The organism is Jeotgalibacillus aurantiacus, assembly GCF_020595125.1.
Lineage (GTDB): Bacteria > Bacillota > Bacilli > Bacillales > Jeotgalibacillaceae > Jeotgalibacillus > Jeotgalibacillus aurantiacus.
On the sequence record NZ_JACNMS010000006.1, the window covers coordinates 83,287 to 99,271 of the forward strand.

General features: G+C 41.6%; 18 protein-coding genes and 1 riboswitch. Of the genes, 12 read left to right on the forward strand and 6 right to left on the reverse strand.

Going from position 1 to position 15,985, the window contains the following annotated elements; translation table 11 throughout:
* Window positions 1–130 precede the first annotated feature (130 nt).
* Window positions 131–673 carry a histidine phosphatase family protein gene (locus H7968_RS15855; RefSeq protein WP_227397057.1) on the forward strand — a complete coding sequence of 181 codons (543 nt, stop codon included), beginning with the start codon at window positions 131–133 and terminating at the stop codon, window positions 671–673.
* Window positions 674–742: 69 nt separating this feature from the next.
* Here the strand turns inward: H7968_RS15855 and H7968_RS15860 are convergent, their stop codons facing one another.
* Window positions 743–1,300, reverse strand: coding sequence for an isochorismatase family protein (locus H7968_RS15860; protein ID WP_227397058.1), 558 nt, complete (start codon window positions 1,298–1,300; stop codon window positions 743–745).
* 124 nt (window positions 1,301–1,424) lie between these two features.
* On the opposite strand from H7968_RS15860, the gene H7968_RS15865 reads away from it, so the two are divergent.
* From H7968_RS15865 to H7968_RS18060, 6 genes are all read left to right on the forward strand, one after another.
* Complete coding sequence (locus H7968_RS15865) at window positions 1,425–2,567, forward strand: winged helix-turn-helix domain-containing protein (RefSeq protein ID WP_227397059.1); 1,143 nt, start codon at window positions 1,425–1,427, stop codon at window positions 2,565–2,567.
* Window positions 2,568–2,629: 62 nt separating this feature from the next.
* A complete protein-coding gene (locus tag H7968_RS15870) occupies window positions 2,630–3,904 on the forward strand; it encodes an MFS transporter (protein WP_227397060.1) in 1,275 nt (424 codons plus the stop codon).
* An 82-nt stretch (window positions 3,905–3,986) separates the two neighbouring features.
* Window positions 3,987–4,089: riboswitch (SAM riboswitch) on the forward strand.
* Window positions 4,090–4,207: 118 nt separating this feature from the next.
* Complete coding sequence (locus H7968_RS15875) at window positions 4,208–5,521, forward strand: Na+/H+ antiporter NhaC family protein (protein ID WP_227397061.1); 1,314 nt, start codon at window positions 4,208–4,210, stop codon at window positions 5,519–5,521.
* A gap of 140 nt (window positions 5,522–5,661) precedes the next feature.
* On the forward strand, window positions 5,662–6,111 hold the full coding sequence (locus H7968_RS15880; RefSeq protein ID WP_264476771.1) for an RNA polymerase sigma factor: 450 nt from the start codon (window positions 5,662–5,664) through the stop codon (window positions 6,109–6,111).
* A gap of 1 nt (window position 6,112) precedes the next feature.
* The gene (locus tag H7968_RS15885; protein ID WP_227397063.1) at window positions 6,113–7,315 is read left to right on the forward strand and encodes a hypothetical protein; all 1,203 of its coding nucleotides are present in this window, start codon (window positions 6,113–6,115) and stop codon (window positions 7,313–7,315) included.
* Window positions 7,316–7,338: 23 nt separating this feature from the next.
* Entirely contained in the window at window positions 7,339–7,470 is a 132-nt protein-coding gene (locus tag H7968_RS18060) for a hypothetical protein (protein ID WP_264476772.1), read from the forward strand.
* Window positions 7,471–7,603: 133 nt separating this feature from the next.
* On the opposite strand, the gene H7968_RS15890 is transcribed toward H7968_RS18060, so the two are convergent.
* From H7968_RS15890 to H7968_RS15910, 5 genes are read right to left on the reverse strand one after another with little or no spacing between them, the layout of a single operon-like run.
* A complete protein-coding gene (locus H7968_RS15890; RefSeq protein ID WP_227397064.1) occupies window positions 7,604–9,052 on the reverse strand; it encodes a PTS mannitol transporter subunit IICB in 1,449 nt (482 codons plus the stop codon).
* 23 nt (window positions 9,053–9,075) lie between these two features.
* Window positions 9,076–9,513: a PTS sugar transporter subunit IIA gene (locus tag H7968_RS15895; RefSeq protein ID WP_227397065.1), complete on the reverse strand. Its 438-nt coding sequence runs from the start codon at window positions 9,511–9,513 to the stop codon at window positions 9,076–9,078.
* A gap of 26 nt (window positions 9,514–9,539) precedes the next feature.
* The gene (locus H7968_RS15900) at window positions 9,540–10,703 is read right to left on the reverse strand and encodes a mannitol-1-phosphate 5-dehydrogenase (protein WP_227397066.1); all 1,164 of its coding nucleotides are present in this window, start codon (window positions 10,701–10,703) and stop codon (window positions 9,540–9,542) included.
* A 30-nt stretch (window positions 10,704–10,733) separates the two neighbouring features.
* Entirely contained in the window at window positions 10,734–11,294 is a 561-nt protein-coding gene (gene hxlB / locus H7968_RS15905) for a 6-phospho-3-hexuloisomerase (protein ID WP_227397067.1), read from the reverse strand.
* Window positions 11,295–11,999: a ribulose-phosphate 3-epimerase gene (locus H7968_RS15910; protein WP_227397068.1), complete on the reverse strand. Its 705-nt coding sequence runs from the start codon at window positions 11,997–11,999 to the stop codon at window positions 11,295–11,297. It lies immediately after the preceding gene.
* A 176-nt stretch (window positions 12,000–12,175) separates the two neighbouring features.
* On the opposite strand from H7968_RS15910, the gene H7968_RS15915 reads away from it, so the two are divergent.
* The 5 genes from H7968_RS15915 (at window position 12,176) to H7968_RS15935 (ending at window position 15,925) form a co-directional block, all read left to right on the forward strand.
* On the forward strand, window positions 12,176–12,925 hold the full coding sequence (locus H7968_RS15915) for a DeoR/GlpR family DNA-binding transcription regulator (protein ID WP_227397069.1): 750 nt from the start codon (window positions 12,176–12,178) through the stop codon (window positions 12,923–12,925).
* 149 nt (window positions 12,926–13,074) lie between these two features.
* Window positions 13,075–13,449, forward strand: coding sequence for a DUF6173 family protein (locus tag H7968_RS15920; RefSeq protein WP_134376296.1), 375 nt, complete (start codon window positions 13,075–13,077; stop codon window positions 13,447–13,449).
* Window positions 13,450–13,719: 270 nt separating this feature from the next.
* Window positions 13,720–14,478 (forward strand): MerR family transcriptional regulator, encoded by a 759-nt coding sequence (locus H7968_RS15925; protein ID WP_227397070.1) that lies wholly within the window; start codon window positions 13,720–13,722, stop codon window positions 14,476–14,478.
* A gap of 90 nt (window positions 14,479–14,568) precedes the next feature.
* Window positions 14,569–14,961 carry a flavoprotein gene (locus H7968_RS15930; RefSeq protein ID WP_227397071.1) on the forward strand — a complete coding sequence of 131 codons (393 nt, stop codon included), beginning with the start codon at window positions 14,569–14,571 and terminating at the stop codon, window positions 14,959–14,961.
* Between the two features lie 103 nt (window positions 14,962–15,064).
* Window positions 15,065–15,925: an AraC family transcriptional regulator gene (locus H7968_RS15935; RefSeq protein ID WP_227397072.1), complete on the forward strand. Its 861-nt coding sequence runs from the start codon at window positions 15,065–15,067 to the stop codon at window positions 15,923–15,925.
* Window positions 15,926–15,985 lie beyond the last annotated feature (60 nt).

Below are 15,985 nucleotides of genomic sequence, written 5' to 3' on the forward strand. Positions count from 1 at the left end.
CCATCACTTCCAATTCAAGGATCGGGACTTTCATTAGACATCCATCTAACTTGCACACATTGTATGATAAAATATGTAAAAAGAAATTTCAGTATTCTGTTAACAAAGACCAAAAATGGGGGATAGGGTTATGATTTATGTCATCAGGCACGGCCAGACAGATTTAAATTTGCAACGAAAAATGCAGGGCAGAACAGGGCTTCCGTTAAATGAAAACGGTATTTCACAAGCACATTCATTGAAGACTGAACTACAGAATGTGAAATTTGATTTCGTATATTCTTCACCACAGGAAAGAGCAGTCCAGACAGCGGAGATAGTGACAGGGAAACAGGCACTCACAGATGAAAGGTTAAATGTGATTGATGTAGGTGAGGCTGATCAATTACCAGTGAAAGATATACATATGAAAGGGCCGTTACCCGATCCTGACGTGTATAAAGGGGTAGAAGATCCTGAGTTGTTTGCAAAACGGATTTTCAGCTTCATGCATGAAATCGAGAAGAAACATGGAAATGATAATGTAAATATCCTATTGTCTGGACATCGTTGCAAAACGGGCTGTATCGGTGCTTATTTTGAAGGAATACCTGAGGATCGAAATGTTTTAAAATTTTCTTCAGACACTGGGAAATATCAGGTTTATGAATTTAGTACAACACATGGCCAGTGAACCCTGACAACAGGAATGAATATTTATATTTAAAAAAGTTTCCCAGTTTGCAGGGAAACTTTTTTCGCGTTAACGATATTCATCGTGTGTCGGAGTAAACAATTCTTCAGACGACTGACGGACAAGAGAAAAGTGTTCAACGTTATAGTGTCCATGGAGTGTCGAATTATGATGCGCAATAATCTGTTCACCAGATAAGGCAGCTGAATCTGATGTAGAATGGGCATCTCCCACTAAGGTGACATCGAACCCATTAATGGTAGCAGTGCGAACAGCAGTATCAATACAATGCTCCGTTTTGCAGCCGGCAATGACGAGGTGGCCAATTTCCTGCTCCTTCAAATACTCAAGCAAAGGCGTCCCGTGAAATGAATTCGTTGCATATTTTTCGAATTTCACTGCCCCTTGCGGAATGTTAATGTCCTGATGTACCTCGAACCCATCTCCCTCTCCATTGGCTACATCTTTATCACAGATAAAAATAATCTTACTTTCAGCATCAAGCGCCTTTTGAATGACAAAGTTGATATTTTTGATCAATAATTCCTTATTTACAATGCCAGCTTCCTGTTCATTTCCTTCAATCAGCTCCTGCTGGGCATCAATGACGATTAAAGCATGTTTCAATTTGACTGGTCCTTTCCTGTTCCTCATGCTACTATTCTGTTATCCGGGTGAAATCTCCTTTAATTTCCACGTAATCAAGAATTATCGATATAATAAAAGAAAACTTGTTATAAAAGGTGATTTTATGTCTCAACTAACCTTTAATCTTGCAGACTATACTGCATCGTATAAAGGCACTCAAGTTCAATTATTAAGAAAAGAATTTTTTCTTTTACAGTTTCTTTATGAACGTGCCGACCAGGTATTTTCGAGGTCTCAGCTGCTCGATGCGGTTTGGCCGATGGATGCGCCTACAGACAGAACGGTGGATGATCATATTTACCGTGTGAGGAAGAAACTGAAGAAGCTGTCTGATTTTATTGTGATAGAGACCGTAAAAGGTCATGGGTATGTGTTGAAGAAAATTGATGTTGGAATGGATGACGCAGCCTATCAGGATCCGGAAATAAATAAGATGCTTGAAGGTCTGATTAAGCGATATCATCTATTTGGTCATGGAGAAGCCATGCAAACGTTTATTGAGGAAAAGCATTTAGGGTTTATGGTTCCGGAAGAATATAAGCCTGTTTTTGCCTTTATGAAGGCTGATATTGACTGGTTCATCAATGATCATGCCAATATGGATCAAAAACTGTATTACATGATTCATATTTATCACACTCAGACTGGCAATTTTCGTGAAGCCATTCAGTATATTCAGCGTGGACTCGAGAAAGAGGTGTTTTCTGAAAGATCACATTTTGAAGCTGAGACATTAGGTTTGTTTTATTTATTTGTAATGGATCAAGACCTTAAAAAAGCTGATCGACAGTTTAAGTCGATGACGTTAAAATACCCTGAACTGCTGAAATCTGATCACGGATTTAACCCTTCCCTTATGAATTTTAAGTTGATTCTATTGCTATGCGGTGGAGAAACGAGTGAATTTAATCGACTATTTATTGAGATGGAACAGTTTTATCAGAATAATCCTTTGCAAAGGGAGCTTGGCATATTTTATGTGATCACTGGAATTCTCCATCTCCAGCGGGGCTCGTTTAAAAAAGGTCGTGAGGATATAGAGCAGGGATATCATGTGGTGAAAAATACAAAGTTTACATCTCATCTCTTTTTTTACTTTGAAATCACGCTTCTCTTACTAGATAAACTTAAATTGGATGAAGAATTATTTATGCTTTTAAAAGCAAATGCAGACGAAATGAAACGGGAGTATTTGCCGGATCGAAAGGTAAGTCTGGTAAAACAGCGTCTGAATCTGTTCATTTGATCATCCTCTGACATTGAGCCACTAAACTGATGATATTAATCAGGAAGCAGGGTGATTGTTATATGTCAGCAGGTAAATTAGATCGTTCTATTTGGGGCAATCGTTTGTTTGTAAAGATGTTTTCGTCTTATTCAATTTCTGTCATGGGAAATTATTTTGATGCTGTCGCGATTATGATTTTATTTGGATTCGTCTGGCAGGCAGATCCTTTTTTAATCGCTTTAATTCCCGTTGCAATGGCATTGCCGCAAGCGCTATTAGGTCAGTTCTCAGGAGTGTTTGCCGACCGGACTGACAAGCTGAAAATGATGTTTTTGGCTGATCTTATCAGTGTGGTGTTGACGCTTATGCTGGTCTTCGTTTCGGGTCCATGGCTCGCGCTACTCATCATTGCGTGCAGATCAGTGGTGAATTTGATTCATTATCCTGCTCAACAGGGGATGGTAAAAGAGGTGGTGCCAGAGCATCAGCTTTTCCAGGCTTTTTCTTTAAATGGAATCATGCTGCAGTTTTCTAAAATTGCAGCACCGTTAATTGGAGGAGTGATAGCAGGAGCAGTATCACCGCAAATATGTATTTTGATCAACGCAATAATGCTCATTATTTCGTGTTTTGTTTTATTCAGTATGAGAAGAGAATATTCAGTGTTTGAAAAAGATTCTTATGCTATGGCTCACAATAATAGAGGTGATTTTTGGATTTCATGGCGTGAAGGCTGGCTGATCATTTTTACCAGCCGTCCACTATGGGTCAGCTTTATGCTCGCTTTTTTAGGTTTACTTACAATCCAGATGATTGATATTCAATTCACTACATGGTTCAGAGAGCTGTCACCTGATCAACCTGAATTAATCGGTTATCTGTTTGCCTCTTCCGGAGCGGGTGCCGTTGTCATGATTGTGCTGTTAAATCGATTTTCAAATCTGCGGGATTACGGTTGGCTCATGGGTGGAAGTCTTGCCTGCGTTGGAATTGGATTTGGAGGAATTGGATTACTTGAGGCAGGATTCCCTTTATGGCAGCCCATCATTTTCGGTGCTATCATTGGTCTTGGTGTGGGTTTATACTCGGTGGGATTTCAATATATCATCCATAAGCATACTTCGAAAGAGAATATTGGGAGAGTATCAGGTATTAATCAGACCATATGCAGCTTGTGTGTTGTAGTTGGCCCATTAATCGGTGGGATACTTGTCAGGTTATTCGGTGCAGGTGCGGTTTTTATGTTTGTGGGGTTATTTTGCTTGCTTATAGGGATGGTTGCTTTTACCCTTAGAAATGTATTATGGAAGGAAACGGTTTCAGCCGCTCAGGTAATCAGCGACGAAATAATATGAATCTTCCGAAGTTATCAAGATCCGTTGACATCCTTTTTTAAATCTTTTATCATTCAACAATAAATTAAATACCTGCAAGACCTTCTTATGAAGAGAGGTGGAGGGACTGGCCCTTTGAAGCCTCGGCAGCAGACTTGGATGAGTACTGTGCCAATTCCAGCAGGCATGAGCCTGGGAGATAAGAAAAGTGGTTTGCTTTTGATTAAAAGCTTCTTCCTTTTCTTATGGGAGAAGCTTTTTTGTTTGGCCGCAGGTTTGAAGTTTATAGGATTTGTTAAAACAAAAGGTTGGAGGTGCATTCTTATGACGAATCAGGAAATACCTCAGAGTAATCCGCTTGCTCTGATTCCGTTTGGCATATTTATTTTATTATTTATTGGTTCAGGTGTAATCACGGGTGATTTTTATTTAATGCCTGTGCTGGTTGCTTTATTTATTGCGATTTTGGTCGCCTTACTGATGAATCGCAAAACTGATTTTCAGACGAAGGTGATGCAGCTGTCTAAGGGTGGAGGTCATCCGAATATTATTTTGATGGTCATTATCTTTCTTTTAGCAGGAGCTTTTGCATCCGTTGCTGATGGTGCTGGTGCAGTAGATTCGACGGTCAATCTTGGACTGTCCTTTTTACCGCAGAATCTGTTGATCGTCGGATTATTTATTATAGGATGTTTTATCTCTATTTCTATGGGGACTTCTACAGGTACGATTGTGGCGCTGGCACCGATCGGACTTGGTGTATCAGAGCAGACAGATATCGGTGTTGCGCTGGCGATGGGTGCGATTGTGAGTGGCGCGATGTTTGGTGATAATCTGTCCATTATCTCAGATACGACCATTGCAGCAGTACGCACGCAGGGAACGAAGATGAAGGATAAGTTTAAAGCAAATGTTAAAATCGTTCTTCCGGCTGCGATCATTACAGCAATCATTTTCGCTGTGATGACAACGGGATCAAGTGCCTCATTGGAGGAATCGAATCCTTATAATCTCCTGCAGGTGCTTCCGTATTTAGGCGTACTGATCTTTGCGATTGCAGGAGCAAACGTCATTCTTGTTTTGCTTGGCGGTATTATTTTTGCTGGAATTGTAGGTCTAGGACTTGGTGAATTCAGTTTGCTGACCTTGATCGAACTGATTGGAACAGGATTCTCTAATATGTTTGAGCTTGCGATGATTGCGATTTTACTTGGTGGACTGGTGGAACTCATCAAACAGAATGGCGGCATTGAATTTCTGCTTCAGTCTGTTACAAAACGAGTCAATTCCAAGCGCGGTGGAGAGGCAGGGATTGCCGGCCTCGTAAGTACGGTGAATTTCGCAACAGCGAACAATACGATCTCAATTATTACGGCAGGTCCGCTTGCAAGACAGATCTCAGAACGTTTTGGTATCGACAATAGAAGATCTGCGAGTCTGCTTGATATTTTCTCAAGCTCTGTGCAGGGGCTGATTCCATACGGTGCACAGCTGCTTGCAGTAGCAGGTGTAGCGGGCATTTCTCCTGTGGAGATTGTACCGTTCTGTATTTATCCAATGCTGATCGCATTGTCAGGAATCATTGCGATCGCTATTCAATTCCCGAGATTTAAAACACCTGGTGTGGTGGAGGATTAAGGTGAAAAGCTTCTCTCTTTGAGGGGAGCTTTTTTCTATGGGGAAAATTATTTTTAAAAAAGGTCCAACACTTTCCGATGCCGAAACGTTATATACATGAAACCACGAAAAAGTGAGTGAAGCCGATGGAGTCCAGTGAGTTGTATCTGGAATTGGAAACTAATCTGCGCAGGTTTGCCAGGTCAATTGCAAGACATGAACAGGAAGCAGATGACCTGATTCAGCAGGCTGTGATCAAATCGCTTGCTCATGAAAGTATGCTTCAGGAACTGCCTGTTTATAAACAGCGTGCCTGGTTCTTCCGGGTGATGAAAAATCAGCTGGTTGATGAACGGAGAAAAGAGCAGCGGCTGACAGGGTGGGAGGATGACTTTGAGCAAATCAGACTGGATCAGCGATTTACTCATATTGAGGTCACTGAATTACTTGCCGATCTGTCACAGGAATACAAGGATATTATCTTTAAGCGGTACTGGATTGGATTATCAAGTAAAGAAATTGGTCAACAGCTGCATCTGCCTGCCGCTACGGTCCGCTACAAATTAAGTCAGGCGTTGAAACAATTAAAAAAGAAATTGGAGGAAGATTAACATGAAAAAGCAGCGAATTGGGAATGTAGGAGTCATCAATTTAACGAAAGCGACGGAGAAAACGGTCTCTGAAATCGAAAGCATTGAAAATGTAGGTTGTATTATTTATTCGAGAGAGACGGCTCACTTGTTATCTTCTTTAAAAAGTAAAAACGTTGGGGCAAGCATTGAAATAAATGGAGAGTTTCAAACCCTTACAGGTGAAACCGTTCTGTCACGGCAATACCTTCAGTCAATTGCGGACCCCGTTCAATTACTTACAGTTGGAAGTGTTATTTTCGATGATGACATTGAAGAAGAAGACCTTCAAGGTAAAATCGAAGGACTATATGTTGTTGGCTCGATAGTCTCCCCGGTACATTTGCAGGGAATCATTCAAAGCAAAGTAAAGCATATGACTGGCATGTCTGAAACGTATTCAGGTGAAAAGCCAAGAACAATCAATGGGAAACATGAGCTGAATAACGCATACCTCGATTCAATACAGTCTTCTGTTAAGCTGACGGTAAATGGAAAGTTGACTCTTGCAAAAGACTTATCTCTTGAACAATTAAAAACAAAGATTGAACACCTCACTGTAAATGGATTGTTGTATTTCCATGAATCTCAGGAATCAGCTGTATTCGCTCTTTCACACACGGTTAACGGGGAAACAGTCAAAATCCCGGAAGGTTTTACTTTACTGACTTCATCACAGTCTTATTCAGCACGTACGTTGCGCCGCCTCAAAGGAGCAAAGCTCATGACATCAAAACCGATCTATTTCGAAAAAGATGTGACCCGTGAGCAGTTGGAGCAGGCGATTGATCAAATCCAGACGACCTCTATTGTGGTTGTAGATGAAAATCTTGAGGATCTGCTCTATGAGAAGACAAATATTGAGGCTGAAATCCTATCATATGAGGGACAATACGTGCTGATTGAAAACGAAGAACAGTGGGCCACAGAAGAGTATGCAGCCTACGATAAACCGGTCACGCTCATTGTAGCTGGAAAGCTTAGATTTGGAGAAGATCTGGATATCTCAGAACTCAAAACGACGATTAAACACATCGACCTTTTGGGCACAATGATAGCAGATACACCCGAGATCAGAGGAGCGGTTAAAGCGCTTCTCCGATTAAAAGAAGGTAGTGTGGAAGGTGCTGAACAGCCGGCTGATTCTGACTATGATGTTGCGAATTATGGTGAACTCAGCTTGTAAACAGAAGGCAGGTGAACGTAGAGATGTACTATCAGGACAGAAGCCTCATCGAAAGCAAGATGAATGACCGCCGTAAGCAGGTTGAGGAGCAGAGATTGGCAAAGCGGGTAAGAAAACGTAAGGTCAATAAAGACGAGATGTGGAGTATTTTTTAGCAATTAGCCTGAGCGATTTAGAAGAATCGTTTATTTGTGACAAATGAATAAAAAGTAAGCTCCCTACCAGACTTCATCGTGATAAAGTCTGGTAGGGAGCTTTGCGTTTACGAATAAAATGAGAGGCAAAGGCTTAATCCTTACTTAATTGATCTAAAAGCTCATCGAGACTCGGATCATTCAGGTAACTTTCAATCGTGATGATTTTCTTATCACCGTGTGCCATTCTTGCGCGATCCGATAAATTCTTGTGAACAACAATGATGTCTGATGATTCAGGTACATCCTCAATACGGTAATGCTTGACTTCGATATTGGAAATACCTTTCTTTTGCAGCTTTTTTCTAAACGTAGTCGCGCCTAATGCACTACTTCCAGCACCTGCATCACAAGCGAACGAGATCTTGCTGATTTCCTGTGTTGTTGAAGCGTCAGCTGAAAAGTTCATTAACTGTTTTCCTTCAGCCTTCATCGATTTTGATTTAGCGATTGAGCTCGTTAAGTCAGCTTCATCACCTGTGTTTTTATCAAGCTTTAGAATAACCGATGTTACTGCAAACGTTACAGCAGCAGCGACTAAGACACCTGAAATGATGCCGAGGAAATTTCCTCTTGGTGTCAGGGCAAGATAAGCGAAAATAGAGCCAGGGCTAGGTCCTGCTACAAGTCCGGCATCGAAAAAGCTGAAAACAGCAATCCCGGACATACCACCGGCAATCATTCCGATAATTGTAAGTGGTTTCATTAATACGTACGGGAAGTACAATTCGTGAATACCGCCAAGGAAGTGGATGACGATCGCACCAGGTGCTGTTCTTCTTGCGACTTTAGTTCCGAAGAGCGTGAAAGCAAGCAGTAGTCCAAGACCCGGTCCAGGGTTTGAAGCAACTGTAAAGAAGATTGATTTTCCAGCGTCAAGCGTATCCTGCATGCCGAGCGGATAGTAAATACCCTGATCAATAACGTTATTTAAAAATAATACTTTCGCAGGTTCATTGACTAACGAAAGCAGTGGCAGGAAGCCTGTCTGTACAAGAGCTTGAATCGCCGAGGTCATGGCATCATTCACATTTTCAATCACGGGTCCAATGAACAGATAGGATACGATCATCAAACCGAAACCGAGTATACCGATTGAGAAGTTATTGACGATCATTTCAAAACCGGCAGGAATTCTGTTTTCGATCAGCTGATCAAATTTCTTAATCACATATCCACCTAAAGGTCCGATGATCATTGCACCAAGAAACATTGGAATATCAGAGCCGACGATCAATCCAATGGCCCCGATCGCACCCATCACAGCTCCTCTTTGGCCGGCAACCATTCTTCCTCCGGTGTAGGCAAGAAGCAATGGAAGGAGGTAGGTGATCGCCGGGCCGACGATTTCACCAAGCTGTTCATTAGGAATCCAGCCAGTAGGAATAAACAGCGCGGTCAAAATACCCCATGCAATAAATGCGCCGATGTTAGGGAGTACCATGTTCGTCAGGAATCCCCCGACGGCCTGAATTTTTGCACGGACAGACGGCTTTTTGTCTTCAGTATGACTGTGCTCCTCAAAGTTCGCCACGTTTGTCATTTCTTTCACATCCCCTTTATTGTTTATTCAAGTGAATTGATCAGACTAATAACCTCTTCTTCTTTTTTGGTCTGTTTCAACTGCTCCATGACGTCCTCGTCAATCAGCAGTGATGACAGGTCTGAGATCAGCTCCAGGTGACCGTTACTGTCTTCAGCTGCAAGGACAAACAAAATGTTTACTTCTTTGTCTTCAGGGTAAGTTACGCTATTTTCAACTTTTAAAAACGAGATCCCGGTCTTTAAAACCCCTCCCTCATTTTGAGCATGTGGCATGGCAATACCAGGCGCAATCACGATATATGAGCCGTTGATCTGTACATTTTTGATCATATCCTGAACATAATCTTCTGTAATAAAGCGCTTACTTAAGAGGGGTTCAGCTGCAACTTTTATTGATTCCTCCCACGTTGGCAATTCATCCGTAAAATAAATATTTCCTTTTAAAAGATCAGCTAACATTCTCAAGTTCCTCCTCTAATTCATGACTAAACAGATAATCTTTTTTTCTTTAAAGTCTTGTACGTATTGCTTATTTCTTCAATCAGTTCAATGTTTTTAACACCACTGATTTCTTCAACAGCCTTGTTAATTCCATTGGCAGAAATGAATTCCTGAAGTTTTTCTGACTCTTCATCCTCCGGAACATCAAATAGAAAACCGGCAGCAATCGCTTCTGTCAGGTATTTAACACGTATCCCTGAATCATGTAATGACAACGTTGGCGTAAGCATTCTTTCATTATTTCCAAGCTTACGGATAGGGGATCTACCTACTCTTTTCACATCATCATTCACCTGGGGATTTTTAAAGCGGCTCAAAATTTTATCAATAAAATCATTCAGTTCCGCAGGGTTTGCATCAAATTTCATCTCAATATAACGGGCTGCTTCCTGCATTGATCCTTTAACCAGGATTGCGATCTCAGCATCTTCAAGCGTTTCCCTGATGGTGCGGTATCCAGCTAAATGTCCAAGGTAAGCGGTAGCGGCATGTCCCATATTGACGATACAAAGCTTCCGTTCAATATAAGGCAGCAAATCATTTGTATAGGTAACGCCCTGAAGAAGGGGCAGGTTATCTTCAATTCTTTCAGATTGATCAATAACCCATTCGTAAAATGGCTCTACCATAGGAATATCCCCATTATCGCCTGGTCTTGACAGCGCCAATCGATCAACCGCAGTATTTGGAAAAGAAGCCATTTCGTCAATGGCATCGGCCTCATCCTGAGTGAAGAGTTTATAAACCTCCGCTTTCAGGGTTGAACTTGCATGAATGGCATTTTCATTCGCCATAATATTGATTTCCCTGGGATTTGATTTAACTCGTTTTTTCAATCCCTCAGCGAGAATCACTGCGACCTTCGAAAGATTTTGTACACCTACAGATGTCGTAATGATATCAGCATGAACAATGCCCTCTATCACCTCATTTTGTTGGGTGATACTGTTTAAAGCTGTAACAGAGGAGATCGTTTCCATACGAAGCTCTTCACTTAGAATTTCAATCTCATAACGGTTGTGTTGATTAATGTCGTCAATCATCTGCTGGTTAACATCCACAAAGCAAACGTCATAGCCATTCTTACTCAGCACATAACCGATAAATCCTTTTCCGATATTCCCTGCTCCGAAGTGTAATGCGCGCATCTTCATGTCTCCCTTGTAAAAGATTTTCACTCACTCGAGGTTAGCGTGGAACTCCCAAAGATTTTTCATGTTAATTTGCTGTTCCTTAATCATGATCAAGGCTAATGTATCTCCGAGAAGCAGCAGACTTTGTTCAAACAGACTCGTCATTGGCTGAACGGATGGGATTTCATTAGGTTTGTTTAACTTCGTAGTCACTGGGATCCGAACAAAGACGTCAGCAAATTCTCTCATAGAGCTTTCAGGGTTTGCGCCAATGTGGGCAACTCTTGCATTGTGCTGCTTGGCTTTTTTAGCAATGATGAGCGGGAAGGCTGTTTCTCCGCTGCCTGAACCAACAATCAGCAAATCCTTTTCCGTAATAGCAGGTTCAGTAATCTGGCCTACGATATACGTGTTAACTCCGAGATGTGCAAGTCTTTTCGCTACTGACTTAAGTGATAGCAGCACTCTTCCGACGCCAACAAAAAATACTTTATCAGCCTTGCTGATTTCATTGAGCAGCAGTGTCACTTCTTCCTTATTAATACTTTGTAATGTAGTCGTAAGCTCTTTCGTGATCTCATCAACTGATTCAAGGTATTGGTTCATTTATTTAACCTCCTCGTATAAACCTTTCATAATTTGCTCGTCCATCAGCTTTTTATTTTCCTCAAGGCTCTGGTTCGCAGCAAAAAGACTTGTGCTTCCGGCGACAAGAATATCTGCACCAGCTTTCACTAATTCAGGAATGGTTTCAAAAGAAACTCTTCCATCTACTTCAATGCGTGTATTTAATCCTTTCGCATCAATCAGTTGACGCAGATCCTGAACTTTTTGTGCAGCATACGAAACTTGTTTTTCGTTCTTATCAGTAGCGAAGCCCGGGTTGATCAGCATGAGTAAAACGGTGTCACATAAAGGCAGGATGTACTCAAGCTCTGACAACGGTGTGGCAGGATTTAGTGCAATTCCCGCTTTCAGTCCGCTTTTTTTAACCAGCTGCAGGTGTCTGTCTATGTGATTGCTTGTTTCTAAGTGGAACGTAATCTGGTGAGCTCCAAGCTGAATCATTTCCTGAATAAAATACTCATTTTCTTTTGCCATAATGTGCACATCGAATTTCATGCTTGTGCGTGTTTTTAATTGTTTGATTGTATCTATTCCAAGAGGCATGCTTGGGCTGAAGTATCCGTCAATGACATCGACATGTAAAAGATCAAGTCCTAAATCCTGAATTTCATTTACGCTGCTCTCTAAATTGCAAAGGTCCGCACACATAATGGACGGCGCAATATCGATTTTTCTTTTATGCACGTTAGTGCCTCCTTATAAGTGTTTTTGCTTGTTTTTAATTATTATAAGCGCTTTCAATTAATATGTAAAGCCTGTTTTTGCGTTTTTTAGCACGTTTTGTGCATGTTTGTTGCTGTTAAATGCATGAAATGTGGTAAAATAAGAATGATATTTCATGAACAAAGGGGTTAACAAACATGCTTAAAGAAGAACGCCAGCAAAATATTCTGCAGATACTAAATGAAGAACATAAAATTATCGCAAGTGACATGAGCCGGAGATTATCCGTTTCAGAAGATACGATTCGCAGGGATTTAAAAGAGCTTGATAAAAAGGGGTTAATTAAGAGAGTTCATAGTGGTGCGCTCAGGATAGGGCCACCTGTGGTTGATTTCACTACACGTCAGCATATTTCCAGTGACATCAAAACGAGACTGGCCAAAAAAGCGATGGACTTCATTAATGATGACATGGTGATCCTGATTGACGGAGGGACAACAAACTTACAATTTGTTAAACAAATTCCTCTATCATTAAAAGCCACGGTTATCACCAATAGTCCACCAATCGCGATGGCGCTTGGAGAACATCAGGATGTCGAAGTCATCATGGTGGGCGGAACGTTATTCAAACAATCCATGGTCAATTTAGGTATAGATACTGTTGAAGCTTTGGATTCAATGAGAGCTGACCTTTATGTTATGGGTGTATACAACATCGATCCCCATATTGGGATAAGCGTACCGAGCATTTCCGAAGCACTTGTTAAAAGAAAAATGGCCAATATCTCAACTGAAATACTCGCGATGGTGACATCAGATAAATTAGACACTGTTTCCAATCATATTATTTGTCCGACAAGCGAGTTAACCTACTTGGTTACAGAGAACGTCAACGCGAATGTGAAAAAGCTGTACAATAATCAGGAGATTGTCGTGGTGGAATAATCTGCTGATGAGATGAAGTGTTTTTAAAATAATGAACCGCTTCTTTGATGGGGCGGTTTTTTTAGTGTGATGATCAGAGGCGATTTCAGTTTATCGTGGTAAAATATAGTTATAGAGTACAAGGTCACAAAAAGAAGGAGTGCATTATTATGGAATTTAAACCGCCGAATGTACCGGATCCTTCCGTTATAAAGCCGATTGAACAGCGGTTGGCTGAAGAAAATTATGCGAGTGCTTTTTACACAAAAATTGTTGATATGATCAAAGAGTTTGAGAAAGGGCTGGATCGAGATCATGAAGTGGGAGCGAGGCTAGTGAACTATGGTCAGTCTGTTCAGTTTCATATTCAGGATCTCGGCTATTATAATCCGAGCCTGATTCGGTTTATGGGGACACTGGATAACGGATCGCGTATTGAATTGATCCAGCACGTGAATCAGATCAGCTTCATCTTAATGGCGCTGCCGAAGCTGAAGGAGGACGAACCGCCTAAGCGGATCGGCTATAAGCTGGCTGAGGAGTAAGGGGGTTCGCAAGATTTGAGGTGAGGTTCAGAGAATTTGTGCTGGGTTTTGCAGAATGTTGCGCCTGGTTCGCAAAATATCGGCGGCGGTTCGCAGGATTTCATGCGTGTTTCGTAGAATTGTGACATTTGGCATAGCCCGCTTCATGTCCAGAATAGCCTTCCGAAAAGCCATTTCACAAACCGAAATGGCTTTTTAAAATTTTTTATTTTTACCTGTTGACCTTCACGTTGCGTCAAGCCTTATGCTGAGATTGTCAGGAGGGATCATATGGAATATACCGTTAATCAGCTGGCGAAGTTATCGGGAGTCAGCGGCCGGACTCTGCGATATTATGATGAAATTGGGCTGTTAAAGCCGGCCAGGGTCAGCTCGTCCGGTTACCGCATTTACGGGCAGAGAGAAGTGGATCTGCTGCAGCAGATCTTATTTTACCGGGAGCTTGAGGTGAGTCTGGAGGAGATCATCCGGATTATTTATCATCCGGAATTTGATCAGGTTTCGGCTTTGCAGCAGCATTATCAGCGCCTGCTTGAAAAACAGTCCCGTCTTGAACAAGTCATTTCAACCGTGAAAAAGACGATTGAAAGTAAAGAAGGAGGCATTCCGATGTCAGATCGTGAAAAATTTGAAGGGTTTAAAGAAAAACTCATTCAGGATAATGAAGCGAAATATGGAAAAGAAGTGCGTGAGAAGTACGGGGATCAGGTGGTAGATGACAGCAATGCAAAGATGATGGGGCTGTCTGAGGCTGACTATAAGGAAATGCAGGAGGTTGAACAAACCTTTTTTGAACAGCTAAAGCTCGGGTTTGAGACGGGTGACCCTGCGTCAGAGGAAGCGCAAAAAGCCGTTGAGCTTCACAAAAAATGGCTCAGCTTCACCTGGCCACAGTATTCAAAGGAAGCACACGCTGGACTTGGGGATATGTATGTCAGTGATGAGCGATTCACCGCTTATTATGATCAACACATTCCAGGCGGTACAGAGTTTTTACGAAATGCGATTCATGTGTATGCAGGAAAATGAATGGAAAAAGACGAACCCTTTTAAGATGGGGTTCGTTTTTTTGTTTAAAAGTGACGGGATCTTCACTCATGGTGGATAAGGAGGAACAAAATGAATCAATCATTCAGGAATTTTCTCGATACATATCTTAACATTTGGAGAACATGTTCTTTAGGTGAATTAAAAACAATTATCTCAATAGATTATCAGGCAAGGGAAATTAATGAGGGGAAGATAGTGGATTTTGGATATGAGGAATCAATAGAAGGATGGAAGCAGGGTTTTGACTTTGTTCTGAACAATGATGCGAAATGGATTATAAACGAAAAATCGTTGCTCCCTTTAAAAGACGATGAAACGTTAGTCATAATAACCGCTACGATGGAGATAGACGGAAGTTTGCTGGACAGATCTCATTTATTTTTTCAGACATTTAAAAGAAATAGCATTGATGAATGGAAGTTAGTCAGGAGTTATATAGAAGCAGGGGTTACGCGTTTATAAAATAAAACCTTTATAGAGTTTTGTGTACCCTGTTCACACATAGCAATAACGGACAGGTTTTCTTTTCCCGGATGAATTAAGATGAAATCAGGGAGTGATGAATGTGAATTGGATCCAGTCTTTACAGGCATCTATTGATTATATCGAGGATCATCTTTTAGAGGAGCTGTCGACAGAGAGGATTGCACAGCAGGCCAATGTTTCGCCGTTTCATTTTCAGAGAATGTTTACCCTGCTGACGAATATGCCTGTCGGGGAGTATATTCGAAAAAGAAGGCTGACGCTCGCTGCGCACGAGATTGTCAGGGATCAAATTAAAATCATTGATGCTGCTTATAAGTTTGGTTATGACACTCCTGAAGCATTTTCGAAAGCATTTAAAAAACAGCATGGTCTTTCACCGAGAGAAGCAAAAAGTGGCAGTGGAAAGCTGAAATACTATAACCGCCTGGTGATCCAGGTGACATTGGAAGGGGAAAAGGCGATGAATGTTGAGATGATTGAAAAAGGGGCTATCAGACTGACAGGGGTGAAGCGGGAGGTATCGATGGAAAACGGAGAAAATACAAGAGAGATCCCGAAGCTCTGGCAGGAAGTGAATCAGGATGGAACGACAGCCGAGCTTGCGGCTATGAATGATGGTGAAATCAAAGGGGTGCTCGGTGTATGTGTGGATAAAAGCAGTGAAAGGCCTTATTTATTGGATTACTGGGTTGCCGCCTCGCATAATGGAGAAGGAAATGAGCGATTTGAAAAGCTTGAGATCCCTCCATCCAAGTGGGCTGTCTTCGGAGTGAATGGTGCGATGCCGCATGCTATTCAGGGAATGTGGAAACGAATTTATTCAGAGTGGTTTCCTGTCAGTGGCTATAAACATGCTGGAACGCCGGATCTTGAGGTTTATCCGGATGGAGATCCGATGAGTGAGGATTATTATTGCGAGATTTGGATTCCCGTTAAATAATGGATTGGAAAGGCGGAGCGCATATGTGTGCTCCGCCTTATGCTGTTTTGAAAGCTCCAC

Excerpts from the sequence above, each read along its gene's own strand:
- H7968_RS15900 (WP_227397066.1), bottom strand. The coding sequence starts at position 10,703 with ATGCGCGCATTACACTTCGGAGCAGGGAATATCGGAAAAGGATTTATC.
- H7968_RS15870 (WP_227397060.1), top strand. The coding sequence starts at position 2,630 with ATGTCAGCAGGTAAATTAGATCGTTCTATTTGGGGCAATCGTTTGTTT.
- hxlB (WP_227397067.1), bottom strand. The coding sequence starts at position 11,294 with ATGAACCAATACCTTGAATCAGTTGATGAGATCACGAAAGAGCTTACG.
- H7968_RS18060 (WP_264476772.1), top strand. The coding sequence starts at position 7,339 with ATGTACTATCAGGACAGAAGCCTCATCGAAAGCAAGATGAATGACCGC.
- H7968_RS15895 (WP_227397065.1), bottom strand. The coding sequence starts at position 9,513 with ATGTTAGCTGATCTTTTAAAAGGAAATATTTATTTTACGGATGAATTG.
- H7968_RS15915 (WP_227397069.1), top strand. The coding sequence starts at position 12,176 with ATGCTTAAAGAAGAACGCCAGCAAAATATTCTGCAGATACTAAATGAA.
- H7968_RS15925 (WP_227397070.1), top strand. The coding sequence starts at position 13,720 with ATGGAATATACCGTTAATCAGCTGGCGAAGTTATCGGGAGTCAGCGGC.
- H7968_RS15885 (WP_227397063.1), top strand. The coding sequence starts at position 6,113 with ATGAAAAAGCAGCGAATTGGGAATGTAGGAGTCATCAATTTAACGAAA.
- H7968_RS15855 (WP_227397057.1), top strand. The coding sequence starts at position 131 with ATGATTTATGTCATCAGGCACGGCCAGACAGATTTAAATTTGCAACGA.
- H7968_RS15930 (WP_227397071.1), top strand. The coding sequence starts at position 14,569 with ATGAATCAATCATTCAGGAATTTTCTCGATACATATCTTAACATTTGG.
- H7968_RS15865 (WP_227397059.1), top strand. The coding sequence starts at position 1,425 with ATGTCTCAACTAACCTTTAATCTTGCAGACTATACTGCATCGTATAAA.
- H7968_RS15890 (WP_227397064.1), bottom strand. The coding sequence starts at position 9,052 with ATGACAAACGTGGCGAACTTTGAGGAGCACAGTCATACTGAAGACAAA.
- H7968_RS15875 (WP_227397061.1), top strand. The coding sequence starts at position 4,208 with ATGACGAATCAGGAAATACCTCAGAGTAATCCGCTTGCTCTGATTCCG.
- H7968_RS15920 (WP_134376296.1), top strand. The coding sequence starts at position 13,075 with ATGGAATTTAAACCGCCGAATGTACCGGATCCTTCCGTTATAAAGCCG.